Source organism: Asanoa ishikariensis, from assembly GCF_900107455.1.
Lineage (GTDB): Bacteria > Actinomycetota > Actinomycetes > Mycobacteriales > Micromonosporaceae > Asanoa > Asanoa ishikariensis.
In genome coordinates this window covers 2,120,240-2,139,941 of the sequence record NZ_FNQB01000001.1, presented here as the reverse complement: position 1 = coordinate 2,139,941, position 19,702 = coordinate 2,120,240, and the positions used below count along the sequence as shown (strand labels likewise).

The window sequence follows — 19,702 nt, the reverse complement described above, 5'->3', positions numbered from 1 at the left end:
CATCAACCCCCGTCGTCAGCGTCACGCACCTCGCGGATCGCCGCGTGGATGTTCGGGTACGCCTGGCACCGGCAGATGTTGCCGCTCATGTGCTCGGCGATGTCCGCGTCGGTGGTGGCGTTGCCCTCCCGGAGCAGCGCGATCGCCGACATGATCTGCCCCGGCGTGCAGTAGCCGCACTGGAAGGCGTCGTGGTCGACGAACGCCTGCTGCATCGGGTGCAGCTCGCCGTCCTGGGCGATGCCCTCGATCGTGGAGACCTGGTGCCCTTCGCAGGACATCGCCAGGGTCAGGCAGGACAGCACGCGGCGGCCGTCGACCCACACCGTGCACGCGCCGCAGGTGCCCTGGTCGCAGCCCTTCTTGGTGCCCGTGAGGTCGAGATGCTCGCGCAGGGCGTCGAGCAGGCTTACGCGCGGTTCCAGCTCGATCGGGAAGGTCGAACCGTTGACGTCGAGGGTGACCGGTTCGCGCTCCGGCCCCCGCACACCCGTGACCGCGGGCGCGGTCGATTGGTTGATTGCCATCGCTCGCTCCTCGGCTCTCGCCAGAGCTTCAGCATTGCCAACCGCGTGCGCGACCTGCGGGCGATCAGGGAATCCGGCGTGCTATCCGGCCAGAAGCGTGTCGAGGGGCACGCTGGGGTCGGCGAGCCGGTCGAGGTCGACATCCTTGCCGGTGTAGCCGCCTCGCACGAGTTTCTGAATATCGTCCTGTACGTCCCATACGTTGACGTTCATCCCAGCGAGGACGTGCCCGTGCCGGGTCCAGAAGGCCATGAACTCGGGTGCCTTGCCGTCCACGATGGACGGGTCGCCGCGGAACACCACCCGGTCGTAGCCGCCGCGCGGGAACCACCCGGCCAGCTCCATGCCCAGGTCGTATTGATCTGTGAAGAAGTAGGGAACGCGGTCGTACGAGACGTCCTGGCCGAGCATCGACCGGGCCGCGGCCGGCCCGCTGTTGAGCGCGTTGGCCCAGTGCTCGACGCGGAGGTGCTGGTGCAGCAGCGGGTGGTAGGCCGACATGACGTCGCCGCACGCGTAGATGTCGGGATCGCTGGTGCGCAGCGCCGCGTCGGTCACCACGCCGTCGTCGACCCGCAGCCCGGCGGCCCGGGCGAGCTCGACGTTGGGGGTGATGCCGACCGCGATCAGGGCCGCGGACGCGGGCACCTCGACGTTGTCGTCGAGCACCGCGTGGGTGATCCGGTCGCCGATGCCGCCCAGCTCGCGCACCTGGGTCTCGAAGTGGAAGTCGACACCGTGCGCCCGGTGCAGGTCGCGGAAGATGTCACTGACCTCGTCGCCGAGCACCTGGCGCAGCGGCCCGCGGTCGGTCTCCACGACGGTGACGTCACAGCCGTAGTGGCGCGCGGCGGCGGCGATCTCGAGCCCGATCCAGCCGGCACCGATCACCACCAGCGGCCCGCCGGCGCGCAGCGTCGCGCCGAGGGCCTCGGACTCCTCGATCGTGCGCAGGTGGTGGATCCGCGGCCCCTCGCCGCCCGGCAGGTCGAGCGTGCGCGGGGACGAGCCGGTGGCCAGCAGCAGCTTGTCGTAGGCCACCTGCTCACCGTCGTCGAGGGTCACCCGGCGCGCGGCGGGGTCGACCGCGGTGACCCGGGTGCCCATGCGCAGGTCGATCCGCTGGTCGGCGTACCACTTCTCGTCGTGCTGGAATGCCTTGCCGCGCTCTTCCTTGCCGAGCAGGTAGCCCTTCGACAGCGGCGGCCGCTCGTAAGGAAGCTGCTGCTCCAGGCCGATCAGCACGATCCGCCCGTCGAAGCCCTCGGCGCGCAACGTCTCGGCGGCGCGTGAGCCGGCCAGGGACGCACCCACGATCACGAACACCCGCTCGCTCATTCGGACAGTCAACCAGAAACCACGTTCTGTCGTGTTTTACGCGGTGTGGTGTCCTCGGGATGGCTAGCGTCCGACGGATGACACAGACCACGGAAGAGTTCGCCGACCGCCTGTTCCGCTCCGCGCTCGGCACGGCGGAGCTGCTGTCGGTCTACCTCGGCGACCGGCTCGGCTGGTACCGGGCGCTGGCCGACGGCGGCCCGGCGGACGCGGCGGCGCTGGTCGAGCGGGCCGGGGGCATCCAGCGGTACGCGCGGGAGTGGCTGGAGCAGCAGGCCTCGGTCGGCATCCTGACCACCACCGGGGACGGCCGGTTCGCGCTGCCGCCCGGAGCCGCCGAGGTGCTCACCGACACCCGGAGCCTGAACTACCTCGCACCGCTGGCCCGCACCTTCGCCGCGGCCGCGATCCAGCTCCCGGCGCTGGTCGGTGCCTACCGCGACGGCGGCGGGGTGGGTTGGGCGACGTACGGCACCGAGATGCGCGAGGCGCAGGCCGACGCCAACCGACCCTGGTTCGAGCACGCGCTGCCGGCCGCGCTGGCCGGCGTGCCGGAGCTCGACGACGTGCTGCGCCGCCCGGGTGCCCGGATCGCCGACATCGGCTGCGGGGGAGGCTGGTCGTCCATCGCGCTCGCCCGTGCGTACCCGCAGGCCCGGGTCGACGGTTTCGACGTGGACCAACCGTCGGTGGCGCTGGCCACCGCCAACGCGCGGGAGGTGAAGCTGCGCGATCGAGTGACGTTCCACCACGTCGACGCGAGCGGGCTGCCCGGCTCCGGGGACTACGACGCGGCGTTCGCCTTCGAGTGCATGCACGACCTGCCCCGGCCGGTCGAGGTGCTGACGGCGATCCGCGGCGCGGTCCGGCCCGGCGCACCGGTGGTGGTGATGGACGAGGCGGTGGGCGAGACGTTCCACGCGCCGGGCGACGACGTCGAGCGGCTGATGTACGGCTTCAGCACGCTGGTCTGCCTGCCGGACAGCCTGACGGACCCGGAGTCGGTCGGCACCGGCACCGTGATGCGTCCGGAGACCTTGCGCGGGTACGCCCAGGCGGCCGGCTTCAGCGACGTCGACGTGCTGCCGATCTCCGACTTCGGCTTCTTCCGCTTCTACTCGCTGCGGCACTAGGTATGCCTAGACGGCGACTCGGGGCGGCGTAAGGAGGGTCCGCGCGGGAAGTTAGGGAGTCGCTGCCGATGTCGTGGAGTGCCCGTCCGAACAGGATGGACACATCACCTCGACATTGGGAGTCATGCGATGTACCAGCACCCCGAACTGATGCTCACCCTGGCGCACGACCACCAGCGCGAGCTGATCGCCGACGCCGATCGCAAGCGGCTGTTCAACCAGGTCAACCGGCGTCGGGGCGACCGTCTCCGGTCCGCCCGGACCACCCGGTGACCGGGTTGACGGTCAGCGGGTCAGCCGATAGTGCCAGTCCACCGCGGCCGGGTCGGTCAGCGAGGCGACCTGGTCGACGACCACCCGCAGCCGGGCCTGGTCGTCGTGGGCCGCCTTCCACTCGGCCGCGAACGCCGGGTCGAGCCCGTCCGGCGCACGGTCGGCCAGCACCTCCACGAGCTCGGTCAGCACCGCGCGCTGCTGCTCGTAGCGGCCGTGCGCGCCCGGCCGGCGCATCACGTAGCGCAGCGCGATGCCCTTGAGCAGCGCGCACTGCGCGCGGATCCGGGCCGGCACGACCAGGTCGGCGGCATAACGGCGCAGCGGGCCGGCGCCGTGCGCGACGCGCGTGCTCTCCACCGCGGCCGCGACGAACCGGCCGGTCACCGCGCTGGTCAGGCCCTTGAGCGCGGCCTGGGCCCGCTGGCTCCCGTCGTGGTCGGCGACGGCGACCAGCGCCGGGTCGGCGAGCAGCTCGTCGAGCACCGGGGCGAGGGCGTCGACCGGCTCCGCCGAGTAGGCCTCGGCCGCGGCCCGGCAGACCGCCGCCCGCTCGTCCGCGTCGTCGATCAGCAGGCGCACCCGCACATAACCGCCGTGGATGGCGTCCTCCACGTCGTGCACCGAATAGGCGACGTCGTCGGCCCAGTCCATCACCTGGGCCTCCAGGCAGCGCCGCTCCGGCTCGGGCGCCGCCGCGCGCAGCCAGTCGAAGACCGGCAGGTCGTCGGCGTACACGCCGAACTTGCGCGTCTCGGATTTCCGGGGCCAGGGATATTTGCAGGTCGCGTCCAGCGCCGCCCTGGTCAGGTTGAGGCCGGCGCCGAGCACCTTGGCCTCCAGGCGGGTCAGCACCCGCAGCGTCTGCGCGTTGCCCTCGAAGCCGCCGCACTCCTTCGCGAGCTCGTTGAGCGCGGCCTCCCCGTTGTGGCCGAACGGCGGATGACCGAGGTCGTGCGCCAGCCCGGCCACGTCGACCACGTCGGGGTCGCAGCCGAGCCGGGCGCCCATCTCGCGACCGATCTGGGCGACCTCCAGCGAGTGGGTGAGCCGGGTGCGCAGGAAGTCGTCCGTGCCCGCCAGGTGCACCTGGGTCTTGGCCGCGAGCCGCCGGAACGCGGCCGAGTGCAACACCCGGGCGCGATCCCGCTCGTACGGGCCGCGCCCCGCACCGGTGTCCTTGGGCGGCTCGGGCGCCCAGCGCTCCGCGTCGCCAGTGGTGCTCACATGGTCAAACTACTGCCTGGGTGAGAGCACACAGAACTCGTTGCCCTCAGGATCGGCCAGCACGATCCAGCGCGCGCTCGGTGCCTGTCCTACGTCGACGTGCCGGGCGCCCATGTCGACCAGGCGCTCGACCTCGGCCTCCTGGTCGTCGGGCCGCAGGTCGATGTGCAGCCGGTTCTTGACCTCTTTGGTCTCCGGCACGGGCACGAACACCAGGCCGGGCAACTCGTCGGGCAACCGCCGGATCTCCACCTCGTCGGGCTTCTCGTAGGTGATCTGGTAGTTGAGCGCTTCGGCCCACCACCGGGCTAGCCGGGCCGGGTCGCGCGCGTCGACAACCAGGTTCTCCCAGCGATTGCCCATGAGCTACCTCCGATGCGGACGCACGGACGGACGGAAACGAGAAGGTGTCCGCCAGGTTACGCCCACGATCGCCGGTGCGCCCGTTCGGTCGTCCTGAGCACCGCGCGGGGCACATGCCCATCTGCGTCCCTTTTGCAACCTCCGATCAGTCGAGAGTTGCTAGCCAATCGCCAAGGGTGAGACTGCTGCGGACGATCTTCGCCCGGGAGTAGCGTCGCGGAAGCACATCGTCATGGCCGGCCACGCCGGCCCCGACCCGTTTACCCGGGATTCTCGCGCGCCCTCTGGCCGGAGTGGACGCGAAAGGCTCCGCCCGGGTGGAGGAGCACGTGTGTCCGGCATAGACGACTGCCTCCGGCAGGCGATGACCATCCCTGGCGCCATCGGGGCGAGCGTGGTCGATTACACGACCGGTTTCGCGCTCGCGTGGGCGGGCAACGCGCCCACCGGCGACCCCGACGCGTCCGCCGCCGGCTCGTCCGACGTCATCCACGCGGCGATCAATCGCGCCCCGTTCGCGTCGACGCGCCCCAACGACCTGGTCGAAGACGTGGTCATCACCACGCACGGCGGCTATCACCTCCTACGCATGATCCGCACCGACTTCGACAGTCGGTTGCTGCTCTACGTGTGGCTCGACCGCCATGAAGGCAACCTGGCCGTCGCCCAGCGGCGGATCCGCATCCTCGCCGACGACCTCGTCGCGGCCTGAGGCACCGGCACCCGTGACCAACCACCCTCGCGCGGCCACCGTCGCCCGGGACATGTCTCCTAGATCCGGAACGCCTGGAGCAATCGAGTCGTCAGGAGGAGCGTTGGCGAAGTCCGTACGGATCCCCCGCACGGGCTCGCCGCGGCGGGCCCTGACCCAGTTGACCTCGGCCGGCGCGACGGGTGCGCTGCACATCGGCACCGAGGACTGCATCTACCTGGTCAACGGTTCCGTCGTGTTCGCCGAGTCGGGCAGCTCCCCCAGCATCGGCGACCTGCTCACCGCGTCCGACCGGCTGGCGCCGCAGACCTGGCTGGCGGCGCTGGCCACCGGCGGCGCCGTCGGCAAGGCGGACGTGCGACCGCCCGCCTGGCTCGTCCAGCAGGGCCACCTCACGCACGGCGAGCTAGAGCTGTGCGTGCTCGGCGCGATCTACGACGCCGCCTACTTCGCGCTCGGCTCGGCCAGCGCGCTGCTCCGCTTCATCGACGGCGAGACGCACGGGATGGGCTCGGTCACCTCGGTCGACCCGGCCGTGCTGGCCCGCGAGGTGGCCCGGCGGCGCAAGCTGCTCGACGAGATCTACCACGAGCCGGGCGTCGACCACGCCGTCATCGTGCCGGTCCGCCGGCCGCCGGTGCCGCGGGTCGTGCTGTCGGCCCTCCAGTGGGAGATCGTGGGCCGCGCCGACGGCACGCTCAACCCGATCGGCCTGGCCAAAGAGCTCGGCCGGGCCGGCTACGCGGTGCTGACCGAGGTGCGCCGACTAGCCGCGGCCGGCCTGATCGCCCTGCCGGCCGGCGCCATTCCGCTGGTTGTCCGGAACGCACCGATCGCGCAGCGGCCGGCCCCCTTGATCCCGTGGACCGAGCAGATGGAGCGGTCCGACGTCGCGACCGGCCTGGCCCGGGTCGACCCGGCGGCCGCCCTGAACAAACCGGCCGTGGCACTGGGCAACCCCGCCGCGGCGTTACGAAGTCCCTCCGCGTCGTTGGGCAATCCCGGAGCCTCGTTGGGCAATCCCGCAGCGTCGTTGGGCAACCCAGCCGCGTCGTTGGGCAACCCCGCGGCGTCGTTGGGCAACCCGGCCGCCGCGTTGGGCGACGCGGGCATGCCTCGGCGGCGCACCCCGGTCGCGCCGGAACGCTCCGAGGCGTTCGACGACGCCGCCCTACCTATCCGTGCGGCAGTGCCGGCGCCGGCCCCGCCCGGCTCGCTGCCCGCTCTGCCCCGGCGCGCACCGGGTGAGCGACTCCCGGAGATGACCGAGGAGCCGCTCGATGTCGCAGCGCCCGTCCCGGCCGACGAGGCGCTGCTCAAGCGCATCCGCACCGCGTTGAAGGCACTGCGATGAGCCGCGGACCGCCGGTCAGCGGCCGGATGCAGTCATCCCAACCAAAGGAGAGAAACCGCCAGTGGACACCGATCGCGCCATCGCCGCCGCGCTCCGCGCGCTGCGCGAGGTCCCGGACGTGATCGGGTCGGTTCTGGCCGGCCCGGACGGCCTGCTCATCTCGAGCGATGTCGACCGGGTCGAACCCGACACCGTCGCCGCGATGGCGGCGGCCACCGTCGGCCTCGGCCGGCGGTTCGCCGAGACCGTGGGTCTCGGCCTCCACCGCGAGACGGTCATCCAGGCCGACGGTGGATGCCTGGTCAGCTACGCGGCGGGTGCCGCACTGCTGACGGTCGTCGCCATGCCCCAGGCCAACCTGGCCCTGGTGCACCACACCTCCCGCACGGTGGCGCACCGACTCGGCGTACTCGTCGAGGAGCTAGCCGCCCAACCCCCGGGGCGCGCCCCCGGTGGCAACCCGCCGCCGGCGCCGCCGGCGCGTGATCCGCTGCCCCGCCGCAACACCCGCCCCACCGGATCGGGCCGACCCAGCGCTGCCCGGTCCTGAAACACCGGCCCGTCCCGTCGTTCGGCTTCGACGGTCCGGGCCGCAGGCCCGAACACAACGGAGGACACAGGCTCATGACTGACATGGACACCGCACTCAAGGAATGCATGACGATCGAAGGCGCGATCGGTGTCGCGCTCGTCGACTACACCAGCGGCATGTCGCTGGGCGTGGTCGGCGGAGGCAAGGACCTCGACCTGACGGTCGCCGCGGCCGGCAACACCGACGTGGTGCGGGCGAAGCTGCGCACGCTCGAGATGCTCGGGCTCAAGGAGGGGATCGAGGACATCCTGATCACCCTCGACTCGCAGTACCACCTGATCCGGCTGCTCACCGGCCGGGCCGGCAAGGGCCTGTTCCTCTACATCGCGCTCCAGCGCAACCGGGCGAACCTCGCGATGGCCCGCCACCAGCTCCGCAAGATCGAATCGGAGATGGAGCTCTAGGAACACGGGAGGGGGTCCCGGTCCGGGACCCCCTCTTTCCTACCTGCTGTCGGAGCCGCGCGACTCGCAGGCGGCGCGGCCTGCCTCGAGCCGGGCGATCGGCACCCGGAACGGCGAGCAGGACACGTAGTCCAGCCCGACGTCGTGGAAGAAGTGCACGGAGTCCGGGTCACCGCCGTGCTCACCGCACACGCCCAGCTTGAGGTCCGGGCGGGCGCGGCGGCCCTCGTCGACCGCGATCCGCACCAGCCGGCCGACGCCGTCGCGGTCGATCGACTCGAACGGCGAGATCCCGAAGATGCCCAGTTCCAGATAGCGCCAGAAGAACGCGCCCTCGACGTCGTCGCGGCTGAAGCCCCACGACATCTGGGTGAGGTCGTTGGTGCCGAAGGAGAAGAACTGTGCGGCCTCGGCGATCTGGCCGGCGGTCAACGCTGCCCGCGGCACCTCGATCATCGTGCCGATCAGCACCTCGACGCCGCTGTCCGCGACCACCTCGGCGATGATCCGCTCGGCCTCCGTGCGTACCGTCTCCAACTCCTGCACGGCACCGACGAGCGGCACCATGATCTCGGGTTTGGGTGTGCCGCCCTCGCCGGCCCGCAGCACGGCGGCCTCGACGATGGCCCGCACCTGCATCGCGAACAGGCCGGGGATGACGAGGCCGAGCCGGACGCCGCGCAGGCCCAGCATCGGGTTCTGCTCATGCATCCGGCGGACCGCGGCGAGCAGCTTCTCGTCGCGGCCGACGTCCTGGCCGCGCTCGTGCGCGACCGCCACGTGCACGGCGAGCTCCTCCAGCGACGGCAGGAACTCGTGCAGCGGCGGGTCGATCAGCCGGATGGTCACCGGCAGCCCGTCCATCTCCCGGAAGATCTCCGCGAAGTCGGCCCGCTGCAACGGAAGCAGCTCGGCCAGCGCGGCCTCACGCTCGTCCGGCGTGGCCGCCAGGATCAGCCGCTCGACCAACTCCCGCCGGTCGCCGAGGAACATGTGCTCGGTGCGGCACAGCCCGATGCCCTGGGCGCCGAAGCGCCGGGCGCGCGCCGAGTCGACGCCGGTGTCGCTGTTGGCCCGCACCGCGAGCCGGCGCCGCGAGTCGGCATGCGACATGACCCGGTGCACGGCCTTGACCAGCGCGTCGCCGGCCTGCGCGGGGTCGAGCGTGCCCTCGAAGTAGCGGACCACCTCGGACGGCTGCACCGGCACCTCACCGAGGTAGATCTTGCCGGTGGTGCCGTCGACGGAGATCACGTCGCCTTCCGCGATCGTCTTCCCGGCGACGGTGAACCGCTTGCCCTTGACGTCGACCTCGATCTCGTCGGCGCCGCAGACACAGGTCTTGCCCATCCCCCGGGCGACCACCGCGGCGTGGCTGGTCTTGCCGCCCCGGGAGGTCAGGATGCCCTGCGCGGCGATCATGCCCGGCAGGTCGTCGGGGTTGGTCTCCCGGCGGACCAGGATCACGTCGTCGCCGGCGGCCGCCTTCTCCTTGGCCGTGAGCGCGTCGAACACCACCCGGCCGACCGCCGCGCCCGGTGAGGCGCCGACACCCTTGGTGAGCTGGCTGGGCCTCCCGGACAGGTCGAAGCGGGGGAACATGAGCTGGCCGAGCTGCGCGCCGTTGACCCGGTGCAGCGCCTCGTCGAGGTCGATCACGCCCTCGTCGACGAGCTGGCCGGCGATGATGAACGCGGCCGCCGCGGTGCGCTTGCCGACCCGGGTCTGGAGCATCCAGAGCTTGCCGCGCTCGATGGTGAACTCGATGTCGCAGAGGTCCTTGTAGTGCTCCTCCAGCGTGGCCATGATCCGAATCAGGTCGTCGTACGACGCCTTGTCGAGCCGCTCCAGGTCCTGCAACGGCACCGTGTTGCGGATGCCGGCGACCACGTCCTCGCCCTGCGCGTTGGCCAGGTAGTCGCCGTAGACGCCCTGCGCGCCGGAGGCCGGGTCGCGGGTGAACGCGACGCCGGTGCCGGAGTCTGAGCCGAGGTTGCCGAACACCATCGCCACCACGTTGACCGCCGTGCCCAGGTCGGTCGGGATCCGCTCCTGACGGCGGTAGAGCACCGCACGGTCCGCGTTCCACGACTCGAACACCGCGCGGATGGCCAGGTCGAGTTGCTCCTTCGGGTCCTGCGGGAACTCGCGGCCGGTGTGCTTGGCGAAGATCGCCTTGTACTCGTCGACCAGCCCACGCAGGTCGCCGGCGTCCAGGTCGAGGTCGTCTTCGCTGCCCTTGGCCCGCTTGGCCGCGTCGATCGCGTGCTCGAACTCGTCGCCCGGCACGTCACAGACGGTCTTGCCGAACATCTGGATCAGCCGGCGGTACGAGTCCCAGGCGAACCGGTCGTTGCCGCCGGCCTGCCGGGAAAGCCCGTCCACCGACGCGTCGTTCAGCCCGACGTTGAGCACCGTCTCCATCATGCCGGGCATCGAGAAGGCGGCGCCGGAGCGCACCGAGACCAGCAGCGGGTCGCCGGGCTCCCCCAGCTTGCGACCCATCGACGCCTCCAGCGCGTCGAGATGGGTCGCGATCTCCTCGGCGAGCCCCTCCGGCTGGTGGCCGGAGTCGAGGTACGCCCGGCAGGCTTCTGTGGTGATCGTGAAGCCGGGTGGCACCGGCAGCCCGATGTTGGTCATCTCCGCCAGGTTCGCGCCCTTGCCGCCGAGCAGATCGCGAAGATCCTTGTTCCCTTCCGAGAAGCCATAGACGAACTTTGTCACCGGAGCCCTCCCAGGCGCTCAACACTGAACGACCACTGCGTTAACCATTCCCACCGTGGGCGCAGGTTAAGCGAGGTTTCAGGCCGGTTGGGAGCCCTCGGTGACTATTGGCACAACGCTACGCACACAGGCGAGTTTGGGAGCGTTCTTCCGTGCAATACCGCGCACGGTATGGCCGTCTCGTCTGCTAACTATTCGCAGATTGCCACAACCCGATGAGGTTGCCCTCGGTGTCCGAGAAGTAGCCCGTGAACCCCATGTCACCGACGGCCTGGCGCCCCATCTTGGTCGTGCCACCGTGCTGTTCGACCGTGGCGAGCGCCTCGTCGATGTCGTCGACGTCGATCGTGACGACTGGAGCCGTGAACATGCCGCTGCGCTTCATCATCCCGCCGTTGATCGCACCAGGGTCCTTCGGCCGGCCGTCTTTCCCGCTCGGCGTGGTGCTCAGCATGGCGTACGACATCTCAGGCATGTCCTGGATGTTCCATCCGAACGACTCCGCGTAGAAGCGCTCGGCCCGCTCGACGTTGTCGGCCGGAATCTCGAAATGGGTGACGCTGCCGCTCTTCATCGCGCGACCTCCCGTGCGGTCGGGCGGCGCGGTCTCCCTCCCCGCCTTCGAGCCTACGACCCGCCGAGCAGTTCGCGGACCCGGTCGGCCCCGGTGGCCAGGAGCAGCGTGGGCAGCCGCGGGCCGGTCTCCTTGCCGATCAACAGGCGGTAGAGCAGTGCGAAGAACGACCGCTGCGCGACCTTGAGCTCCGGGGTCGGCTTGACGTCCGCGGGCAGGCCGAGGAGCTGCTTGGGTACGCCGTAGACGAGCGTGGTCAGCCCGGCGAGCGACCAGTTGTCGGCGAGCCCGTCGCGGAGCATCCGGAGCGCGGTGCGCTGGTCGTCGTCGAGGCCCTGGAGCAGGACGTCGTCGGCCTCCTCGCGGACCCGGGTGCGCTCGTCCGGGGTGAGCTGGGTGCGCACCCAGTTGCTGGCGCAGTCGAGCCGGGGCCGGGTCTCGTCGAGGTCCTTCACCGGGTCGGCCGGGTCCAGGTCGCGCAGGATCCGCAGCGTCTGGTCGTCGTTGCCGGTGGTGATGTCGACGATGGACGCGAGCGTGCGGTAGGGCACTGCTCTCGGTGTCAACGGGAGCGGCCCGGCGGCGGTGGCGGCGCTTCGCCCGTAGGCGGCCAGGTCGCCGCTGGAGGCCGTGCCGTTCTCGACGCGGGCGGTCAGCCCGTCCCACTCGTCGTACAGCCGCTGGATCTCCTGGTCGAACGCGATGTCGAAGGACTGGTTCGGCCGGCGGCGCGCGTACAGCCAGCGCAGCAACGGCGGCTCCATGATCTGCAGAGCGTCGGCCGCGGTCGGCACCCCGCCCCGGGAGCTGCTCATCTTGGCCATGCCCTTGATGCCGACGAAGGCGTACATGGGACCGATCGGCGGCTCGGCGTCGAAGATGTCACGCACGAGCTGGCTGCCGACCACGAAGCTGGAGCCGGGCGAGCTGTGGTCGACCCCGCTGGGTTCGAAGACCACGCCCTCGTACGCCCAGCGCATCGGCCAGTCGACCTTCCAGACCAGCTTGCCGTTGTTGAACTCACTCAGCAGAACGGTCTCTGAGTGGCCGCACGCGCAGGTGTAGGTCAACGCGGTGGTCGCATCGTCGTACGCGGTGACGGTCGTGGTGTCCTTGCCGCAGTCCTGGCAGTAGGGCTTGTAGGGGTAGTAACCGGACGCGGTGCCGCCGTCGTCCTCACTGGCCGCCCCGGACCCCTCGGCGGCCGCCACCTCGTCGGGGTCGGTGAGCGCCTTGCCGGACTTCTTCTTGGTCCGGTAGCGCCCCAACACCTCGTCGATCTTCGCCCGCCGACTCATCGCGTGCAGGATCTGCGCACGGTACGCACCGGAGGTGTACATGGCGGTCTGGCTGATCGCCGTGACCTCGATGCCGAGCTCAGCCATGGCCGCGATCAGAGGCGCCTTGAAGTGCTCGGCCCAGTTGGGGTACGCACTGCCCGCGGGCGCCGGGACGGCGGTCAGCGGCTTGCCGATGTGCTCGGCCCAGGACGGGTCGACGTCGCCGGGCACCTTGCCGAACCGGTCGAAGTCGTCCCAGGACAGGATGTGCTTCACTTCGCGCCCACGCCGCCGAATCTCGTCGGCGACGAGGTGGGGGGTCATCAGCTCGCGCTGGTTGCCGAGGTGCACAGGCCCGGAGGGGCTAAGGCCACTCGCGCAGACGATGGGCTTACCAGGCGCCCTGCGGTCGGCCTCGGCGATCACCTCATCGGCAAACCGCGCCACCCAGTCCGCTTCGATTGCCTGCGCCACTCTCGTAACCCCTCAACGCTGTTTGCCGGCCGCTCGTGCCTATCCGGCGGCTGCCCGAACGAAGTTACCGCACTGCCCCAGGCGTCAGCTTTCGAGTATTCGCCAAGGCGCCCCGGGGCTGGCCCGCGTCCGTGTCGCGTGTCGACCTAGCCGCCGGAGTTCTCGACTTCCGCTCCCTCGGGGACGACGTCCGTGTCGCGGGAGGCGAGCCAGCCGTCCGGGAGGTGGACCTTGCCCGGGGCGTTGGTGCGGCCGCGCGGTTGGCCCAGGGTGTCCAGCGGGAACGGCTCGTCGGCGTCGAGCTTGCCCAGCAGGTCGTCGAGCTCGGTCAGTGACGAGACCATGGCCAGGCTGCGGCGCAGTTCGGCGCCCACCGGGAAGCCCTTGAGATACCAGGCGACGTGCTTGCGGATGTCGACGCAGGCGTCGCGCTCGCTGCCGAACGTGTCCGTGAGCAGCTCCGCGTGCCGGCGCAGGACGCCGGCCACCTCGCCCAGGCTCGGCAGTTTGCGAGCCGGGCGGCCGGCGAACGCGGCCTCCAGGTCGGCGAACAGCCACGGGCGGCCCAGGCAGCCCCGGCCGACGACCACGCCGTCGGCGCCGGTCTCGGCGACCATCCGCAGGGCGTCCTCGGCCTCCCAGATGTCGCCGTTGCCGAGTACCGGCACGTCGAGCGCCTGCTTGAGGGTGGCGATCGCTTCCCAGTCCGCGGTGCCCGAGTAGCGCTGCGCGGCCGTGCGGGCGTGCAGGGCCACCGCCGCCACGCCGGCGTCCTGGGCGGCCAGGCCGGCTTCCACGTACGTCAGGTGATCGTCGTCGATGCCCTTGCGCATCTTGATCGTGACCGGGACGGCGCCCTCGGCGGCGTCGACGGCTGCGCGGACCAGGCGGGCGAAGAGGCGCCGGCGCCAGGGCAGGGCGGCGCCGCCACCCTTGCGGGTGACCTTGGGTACCGGGCAGCCGAAGTTGAGGTCCACGTGGTCGGCGAGGTTCTCCTGGACGACCATCCGCACGGCGGCCGCGGTCACGTCCGGGTCGACGCCGTAGAGCTGGAGGCTGCGGGGGCGCTCGTCACCGGCGAAGGCGATCATCTTGAAGGTCTTGGGGTTACGCTCGACCAGGGCCCGCGTGGTGATCATTTCGCAGACGTAGAGGCCGCCACCCTGCTCGCGGCAGAGTTGGCGGAACGCCACGTTGGTGATCCCGGCCATGGGTGCCAGGACCACCGGCGGGTCGACCCTGTGGGGTCCGATGAGCAGCGGCGTCACGCATCGAGCGTACGTTGTCGTACCCGTGCGGCATCCTGCCCATATGGCCCTCCGCCTGACCGACGCCGAGGTCCGCGCCCACCGCGTGGCGACGCATCTCGGTGGGATCGACGTCCTCGACACGGGCATCCAGGACACGCCGCCGGGCTCGACTGCCCGGCTCGCCCTGGCCGCCCGGGGCGACGGCGACCTGTCCGATTCCGCTCTGGTGCACGGTGCCCGGGGCACGATGCACCTGCACCGGGCGGCCGACCTGCCGGCACTGGCCGCCGCCCTGCGCCCTGACGATCCCTCTGACCTGCGGAAACAGCACTTCGGGCCGTTCTTCGCGGCGCTGGACCGGCCCATCGGCGGCGCGCTCGACGAGGTCGCCGGCGCGATGGCGGCGGCGCTGGCGTCCGGTGCCCGGTGCGGCAAGGGCGAGCTGTCCACCGCACTCCAGGAAACCGTCGACGAGCGCCTGCGGCCGTGGTGCGCGGGCTGCGCGGCCCACCACGTCGACGACGCGCTGTTCCGGCTCGCCTCGCTGCCCGCCGGCCTGCGCCTCGTGCCCAACGGCGACGGCTCCGCCGACTTCGTCGCCGGCCCACCGCTGCCACGCGGAGACCCGGAGACGGCCCGCCGCGAGCTGGTCCGGCGGTTCCTCCGCTACGCCGGCCCGACGGACCGCGACGGCCTGGCCACGTGGCTGGCCCTCTCCCCCGCCGCCGCTCGACGCTGGTGGGCGCTGGCCGAGGTGGTGCCGGTCGAGGTCGACGGGCGCCGCCTCTTCCTGCACCCGGACGAGCTCGACGCCGCCCGCGCCGCACCGCCCGCCCGGGGCGTCCGGCTCCTACCGCCGTACGACCCGGTGCTCGAACTAGGCGACCGCCAGTTGCTGGTGCCCGACCCGGCCCGCCGCAAGCAGGTCTGGCGACCCACCGCCAACCCGGGCGTCGTGCTCGCCGACGGCGCCGTGGCCGGCACCTGGCGGCGGCGCAAAGGCACGATCACGGTTACGCCTTTCGCGCCCGCCCTGGACCTGCGCGCGCTCGCGGAGGCCGCCGGCGAGGAGGTGGTCGTGGCAGAGTCATAGGCGTGACCGACCACGTGCATGACGCCTCCTGTGCCGTCGCCCACGGCGACGCGCCGGCACCGCGCGACGAGCCCAAGACGCTGGTCGCCATCTTCGCCTCACCGATGTCCGCGCAGTTGCTGCGCTACGCGCTGGACCTCGGCTACCGCACCGTGCTGGTCGAGCCCGACCCGACGAAGCTGGGACCGACGAACGCCGACGGTGCCGTGTCCACGTTGGATGCCGCTGGCCTCGACGGCAACACCGACGTCGTGGTCTGCGATCACCACCGGGGCGAGCTGGGCACGCTGATCCGCGACGCGTTGACCGCGAAGACCCGCTGGATCGGCCTGATGGGCAACCCCCACCACGAGGGCCCGCACGTCAAGGCCCTGCGCGACCTCGGGGTCGCCGACGACGAGATCGCCCGCGTCCACCGCCCGATCGGCCTCAACATCGGCTCCCGCACCCCGGCGGAGATCGCGATCGCCACCCTGGCGGGCCTGATCGCGGACCGCAACACCCGCCCGGGCGGCTTCGAGTTCTAAGCAAGGGTCCCTTGTTAACGCTTTCCGCATAGGAAGGGCCCCTTACTAACGCGCACTTATCCACAGGGGTCAGCGACGCGTGACTGACCGACGGCAAGCTGCGGAAATGACCGCGACCTCGCGAACGACTCGCGTCGACATCTCCGACCTGGCCGAACGACAGCAGCAGATCGTGACCCGAGCCCAGCTGCTCGTTGCCGGATACGACGACATGGCGATCTACCGCCGCACCAGGTCGGCGCGCTGGCAGCGCGTCCTCCCCGGCGTCTATGTGTTGACCACCGGACATCTCAGCGACGAGCAACGGCGAATCGCTGCTGCCCTGTACGCCGGCGAGAACGCGCAGATCACCAGCCTCGCCGCGTTGGCCTGGCACGGATTTCGATACGCGCCCATCTCCGACCGAGTCCAGCTCCTGGTGCCTCATGAGGCTCGCCGCAGATCGGCCGGCCACGTGATCGTGGCTCGTGCCATGGAGTTGGACCCCAACGCCCGCGACGCCGGCCTTTATCGCGTCTGCTCACCCGCCCGCGCAGTGGTGGACGCCGGACGCGAACTCCGCGAGCTACGCCCGATCAGGGCGATCACGGCCGAGGCGGTGCAACGCGGCTTCACCGATCCTCCGGCGTTGGTCGACGAGATCCGTCGGGCGAAGCGCAGTCGTACAGCATTGATCAGGCGGGTTGTCGACGAGATCCTGGCGGGCGTTCGGTCGGCGCCGGAAGCAGAGTTGCGCGAGTGCCTGGCCGGCAGCGCCCTCGCGCCGCTGCTGCGCTGGAATCCGCCGCTTCACGAAAAGGACGGCACACGACTCCCGACGCCGGATGCCTGGATAGCCGATTCAGCCCTCGCGATCGAGGTCGACTCGCAGGAGTTCCATTACTCGGCCGACGGGTGGCGCCGCACGATGGACCGGCACAACGAACTGGGCCGCGTGGGCGTGCTGGTGCTCCACTTCACCCCGGCCGAGATTCGCACGAACCCCCGACGCGTACGCCGCCTCATCGAGCAGACGCACGACGCACGCCTCGGCTCTGTCACCTGCGACGTGTTAACAAGGGACCCTTCCTATGCGGAAAGCGTTAAGAAGGGTCCCTTGCTTCGCTAGAGGCGGTCCAGCAGGTAGCGCTCGATCGCTTCCAGGGAGACTCGTTCCTGGGTCATTGTGTCTCGGTCCCGGACCGTGACCGCGTCGTCGGTGAGCGTGTCGAAGTCGACCGTCACGCAGTAGGGCGTGCCGATCTCGTCCTGGCGCCGGTAGCGGCGGCCGATCGCCTGGGAGTCGTCGAACTCGACCACCCAGCGCTTGCGCAGCCGGGCCGCCAGGTCCTTGGCCTTCGGCGACAGCTCCGGGTTGCGCGACAGCGGCAGCACCGCGACCTTGACCGGAGCCAGGCGCTTGTCGAAGCGCAGCACCGTGCGCTTGTCGACGCCGCCCTTCGTGTTCGGGGCCTCGTCCTCGTCGTACGCCTCGAGCAGGAACGCCAGCACCGCGCGGGTGAGGCCGGCGGCCGGCTCGATCACGTAGGGGACCCAGCGCTCCTTCTTGTCGGGGTCGAAGTAGGACAGGTCGACGCCCGAGTGCTTGGAGTGGGTGGTCAGGTCGAAGTCGGTGCGGTTGGCGATGCCCTCGAGCTCCGCGAACTCCGTGCCGCCGAAGCGGAAGCGGTATTCGATGTCAACCGTGCGCTTCGAGTAGTGCGAGAGCTTCTCTTTCGGGTGCTCGTAGAAGCGCATGTTGGCCTCGGCCAGGCCCAGGTCGCGGTACCAGTTCCAGCGCTCCTGCAGCCAGTACTCGTGCCACTTCTCGTCCGACCCGAGCTCGACGAAGAACTCCATCTCCATCTGCTCGAACTCGCGCGTACGGAAGATGAAGTTGCCGGGCGTGATCTCGTTGCGGAACGACTTGCCGACCTGGGCGACACCGAACGGCGGCTTCTTGCGGGCCGCGGTCGCGACGTTGTTGTAGTTGACGAAGATGCCCTGGGCGGTCTCGGGCCGCAGGTAGTGCATGCCCTCTTCGTTCTCCACCGGGCCGAGGTAGGTCTTCATCAACCCGTTGAACATGCGAGGCTCGGTGAACGCGCCCTTGACGCCGCAGTTCGGGCAGTTGATCTCCGAGAGGCCCGTCGGCGGGCGCTCGTGCTTGGCCTCGAAGGCCTCTTCGAGGTGGTCCGCCCGGAACCGCTTGTGACACGACTGGCACTCGGTCAGCGGGTCGACGAACTCACCGATGTGGCCGGACGCGGTCCACACCTCACGTGCCAGGACCACCGCGGAGTCGAGGCCGACGATGTCGTCGCGCTCCTGCACCATGGTCTTCCACCACTGCCGGCGGACGTTCTCCTTGAGCTCCACGCCGAGCGGACCGTAGTCCCACGCCGACCGGGTGCCTCCGTAGATCTCGCTCGAGGGGAAGACGAAGCCCCGGCGCTTGGCAAGGCTGACGATGGCGTCAATGCGATCGGCTGGCATGGTTCCTCCTACGCCGGCTGGCGGTCGGCTGAGGCTTTCAAAAAGGGACAGACAACGCACCGAGATTAGTCGGTGACGCCGCAGACCTCTAACCCGCCCGTCCCGCGGTCCTGCGCCATGGTGAAGCTCAGCGTCGACGACGACCCGGTCGCGTAGGTGACGTCGACCGGCACGATGATGCCGTTGGTGCTGCCGGTCGAGATGGAACCCACCTGGAACCGGTCGATCCGTGGGGCCAGCGACTCGGTGGCGGCGAAGTCGGTCGGCGACTGCGCCCGTTGCCGGGAGTCGCAGAGCAGGGCGTACGCGTCCGCATATTCCGCATGCTGGAGTGCCTCGACGTAGTCGGTGACCACCACGCGGGCCTGCTCCTCGATCGCCCGGACACCGAAGACGGTCAGCCCGGCGACCGAGGCGATGCCGCCGCCGCAGCAGAGCAGTGCGAACACCCCGGCCACGCCGAGCCCCAGCCAGAGCCGCTTGGTGCGGCCCTCGGTGGGCGGTGCGGCGAACGGGGGTACGACTCCCGGACCTTGCGGCGGCACAGGCGGCACGGGCGGCCCGACCGGATGCGGGGCCGGCGCGGGCGCGGGCGAGGTCGGCGCGGTGAGGAAGCCCGACGGCGGGCCGGGTGGGATCTCCGGCGGGCCGGGCGTCGGGTTCATGTCAGCCAGCGTAGTGCGACCGGGCTCACCGCCCGGGGCCTACCGACCGGTCGCTGGCCCGGGTCTCCACGGAACCGCCGGGCTCGGCGCTGGCCAGCGGCTCGAACGCCGACGGCTCGTCGAGCGACTCGGCCAGCAGCGGCGTCGCGTGCACCTTGACGTCGAACCCGCCGAGCGCACGCCGGTACGTGCCCACCGACTCCCAGTCGGTGACCAGGCACCAGGCGGTCGGGTCGTCGAGCCCGCGGACGAGTTGCCCGGACCGGTAGCCGGGGCGAGCGGCCAGCGCCTCGAGGGCGGCGTGGGCCCGTTCGGTGAACCCGTCGGCGGCCTCCTCGGCCACCACGAACCGGTTGACGACCAGCACGGACGAACCTCCTCGTAGAGTGTCGGCATGCAGCCTACGCAGCGCGCTCTGCCGGAGCGTCTGGCCCGGGTCAACCCGACGCGGGCGTTCCTCCTCGCGCTGGCGTTCATCCTGGCCGGGCTCCTGCTGCCGGGGATCATCGGCGGCCTGGTGCTGCTGATCCTGGCCGGCGGCATGATCGCGCTGGCCCGGCTGACCTGGTCGGTCCAGGCGCCGCAGACCCGCCTCGTACGCCTCGTGCTGCTCACCGCCCTCATCGGCATTGCGATCCTCAAGATCCTCTAGCGCCGTCACCCGCCAACACCCGCCACGACTCATGCGTTTTTGACAATCAATTTCATTGTCGG

The 19,702-nt window shown here is 70.8% G+C and carries 21 protein-coding genes; 10 read left to right on the top strand and 11 right to left on the bottom strand.

From position 1 onward, the window contains the following. Window positions 1-2: 2 nt before the first annotated feature. Together BLV39_RS10155 and BLV39_RS10150 are read right to left on the bottom strand one after the other, a co-directional pair. Window positions 3-527, bottom strand: a complete 525-nt coding sequence (locus BLV39_RS10155) for a (2Fe-2S)-binding protein (protein WP_090789599.1) — start codon at window positions 525-527, stop codon at window positions 3-5. An 81-nt stretch (window positions 528-608) separates the two neighbouring features. Next, window positions 609-1,865, bottom strand: coding sequence for an NAD(P)/FAD-dependent oxidoreductase (locus BLV39_RS10150; RefSeq protein ID WP_090789597.1), 1,257 nt, complete (start codon window positions 1,863-1,865; stop codon window positions 609-611). Window positions 1,866-1,942: 77 nt separating this feature from the next. On the opposite strand from BLV39_RS10150, the gene BLV39_RS10145 reads away from it, so the two are divergent. Together BLV39_RS10145 and BLV39_RS42935 are read left to right on the top strand one after the other, a co-directional pair. Continuing rightward, entirely contained in the window at window positions 1,943-2,998 is a 1,056-nt protein-coding gene (locus tag BLV39_RS10145) for a class I SAM-dependent methyltransferase (RefSeq protein WP_090789595.1), read from the top strand. Between the two features lie 129 nt (window positions 2,999-3,127). Next, a complete protein-coding gene (locus BLV39_RS42935; protein WP_176984832.1) occupies window positions 3,128-3,271 on the top strand; it encodes a hypothetical protein in 144 nt (47 codons plus the stop codon). Between the two features lie 12 nt (window positions 3,272-3,283). Here BLV39_RS42935 and BLV39_RS10140 read toward each other — a convergent pair whose 3' ends face one another. Continuing rightward, window positions 3,284-4,498 carry a deoxyguanosinetriphosphate triphosphohydrolase gene (locus BLV39_RS10140; RefSeq protein ID WP_090789593.1) on the bottom strand — a complete coding sequence of 405 codons (1,215 nt, stop codon included), beginning with the start codon at window positions 4,496-4,498 and terminating at the stop codon, window positions 3,284-3,286. Between the two features lie 9 nt (window positions 4,499-4,507). Next, complete coding sequence (locus tag BLV39_RS10135; protein WP_090789591.1) at window positions 4,508-4,861, bottom strand: VOC family protein; 354 nt, start codon at window positions 4,859-4,861, stop codon at window positions 4,508-4,510. A 331-nt stretch (window positions 4,862-5,192) separates the two neighbouring features. Here BLV39_RS10135 and BLV39_RS10130 point away from each other — a divergent pair, with 331 nt between their 5' ends. From BLV39_RS10130 to BLV39_RS10115, 4 genes are all read left to right on the top strand, one after another. Then, the gene (locus BLV39_RS10130; protein ID WP_089249152.1) at window positions 5,193-5,573 is read left to right on the top strand and encodes a hypothetical protein; all 381 of its coding nucleotides are present in this window, start codon (window positions 5,193-5,195) and stop codon (window positions 5,571-5,573) included. A 103-nt stretch (window positions 5,574-5,676) separates the two neighbouring features. Continuing rightward, a complete protein-coding gene (locus BLV39_RS10125) occupies window positions 5,677-6,927 on the top strand; it encodes a hypothetical protein (protein ID WP_090789589.1) in 1,251 nt (416 codons plus the stop codon). Between the two features lie 61 nt (window positions 6,928-6,988). Beyond that, complete coding sequence (locus tag BLV39_RS10120) at window positions 6,989-7,477, top strand: roadblock/LC7 domain-containing protein (protein ID WP_143049715.1); 489 nt, start codon at window positions 6,989-6,991, stop codon at window positions 7,475-7,477. Window positions 7,478-7,551: 74 nt separating this feature from the next. Beyond that, window positions 7,552-7,923 (top strand): hypothetical protein, encoded by a 372-nt coding sequence (locus tag BLV39_RS10115; RefSeq protein ID WP_090789584.1) that lies wholly within the window; start codon window positions 7,552-7,554, stop codon window positions 7,921-7,923. Window positions 7,924-7,962: 39 nt separating this feature from the next. Here BLV39_RS10115 and ppdK read toward each other — a convergent pair whose 3' ends face one another. From ppdK to dusB, 4 genes are all read right to left on the bottom strand, one after another. After that, window positions 7,963-10,650 carry a pyruvate, phosphate dikinase gene (gene ppdK / locus BLV39_RS10110; RefSeq protein WP_090789582.1) on the bottom strand — a complete coding sequence of 896 codons (2,688 nt, stop codon included), beginning with the start codon at window positions 10,648-10,650 and terminating at the stop codon, window positions 7,963-7,965. A 187-nt stretch (window positions 10,651-10,837) separates the two neighbouring features. After that, window positions 10,838-11,224 carry a VOC family protein gene (locus tag BLV39_RS10105; RefSeq protein ID WP_090789580.1) on the bottom strand — a complete coding sequence of 129 codons (387 nt, stop codon included), beginning with the start codon at window positions 11,222-11,224 and terminating at the stop codon, window positions 10,838-10,840. 53 nt (window positions 11,225-11,277) lie between these two features. Beyond that, complete coding sequence (gene lysS / locus BLV39_RS10100) at window positions 11,278-12,978, bottom strand: lysine--tRNA ligase (RefSeq protein WP_090789578.1); 1,701 nt, start codon at window positions 12,976-12,978, stop codon at window positions 11,278-11,280. Between the two features lie 146 nt (window positions 12,979-13,124). Further along, window positions 13,125-14,291 (bottom strand): tRNA dihydrouridine synthase DusB, encoded by a 1,167-nt coding sequence (gene dusB / locus BLV39_RS10095; protein WP_373315415.1) that lies wholly within the window; start codon window positions 14,289-14,291, stop codon window positions 13,125-13,127. Here dusB and BLV39_RS10090 point away from each other — a divergent pair. From BLV39_RS10090 to BLV39_RS10080, 3 genes are all read left to right on the top strand, one after another. After that, the gene (locus BLV39_RS10090) at window positions 14,290-15,321 is read left to right on the top strand and encodes a DNA glycosylase AlkZ-like family protein (protein ID WP_239083972.1); all 1,032 of its coding nucleotides are present in this window, start codon (window positions 14,290-14,292) and stop codon (window positions 15,319-15,321) included. The genes dusB and BLV39_RS10090 overlap by 2 nt on opposite strands. Before the next feature lie 2 nt (window positions 15,322-15,323). Next, complete coding sequence (locus BLV39_RS10085) at window positions 15,324-15,848, top strand: XdhC family protein (protein ID WP_239083973.1); 525 nt, start codon at window positions 15,324-15,326, stop codon at window positions 15,846-15,848. 106 nt (window positions 15,849-15,954) lie between these two features. Further along, complete coding sequence (locus BLV39_RS10080) at window positions 15,955-16,956, top strand: type IV toxin-antitoxin system AbiEi family antitoxin domain-containing protein (RefSeq protein ID WP_143049714.1); 1,002 nt, start codon at window positions 15,955-15,957, stop codon at window positions 16,954-16,956. Here BLV39_RS10080 and BLV39_RS10075 read toward each other — a convergent pair. The 3 genes from BLV39_RS10075 to BLV39_RS10065 form a co-directional block, all read right to left on the bottom strand. Further along, window positions 16,953-18,323, bottom strand: a complete 1,371-nt coding sequence (locus BLV39_RS10075; protein ID WP_090789575.1) for a glycine--tRNA ligase — start codon at window positions 18,321-18,323, stop codon at window positions 16,953-16,955. The genes BLV39_RS10080 and BLV39_RS10075 overlap by 4 nt on opposite strands. Before the next feature lie 65 nt (window positions 18,324-18,388). Further along, window positions 18,389-18,988, bottom strand: coding sequence for an Rv0361 family membrane protein (locus tag BLV39_RS10070; RefSeq protein WP_143049713.1), 600 nt, complete (start codon window positions 18,986-18,988; stop codon window positions 18,389-18,391). Window positions 18,989-19,013: 25 nt separating this feature from the next. After that, window positions 19,014-19,355, bottom strand: a complete 342-nt coding sequence (locus BLV39_RS10065) for an antibiotic biosynthesis monooxygenase family protein (RefSeq protein WP_090789573.1) — start codon at window positions 19,353-19,355, stop codon at window positions 19,014-19,016. A gap of 27 nt (window positions 19,356-19,382) precedes the next feature. On the opposite strand from BLV39_RS10065, the gene BLV39_RS10060 reads away from it, so the two are divergent. Continuing rightward, window positions 19,383-19,640, top strand: coding sequence for a DUF6703 family protein (locus tag BLV39_RS10060; RefSeq protein ID WP_090789571.1), 258 nt, complete (start codon window positions 19,383-19,385; stop codon window positions 19,638-19,640). The last annotated feature ends 62 nt before the right edge of the window (window positions 19,641-19,702 follow it).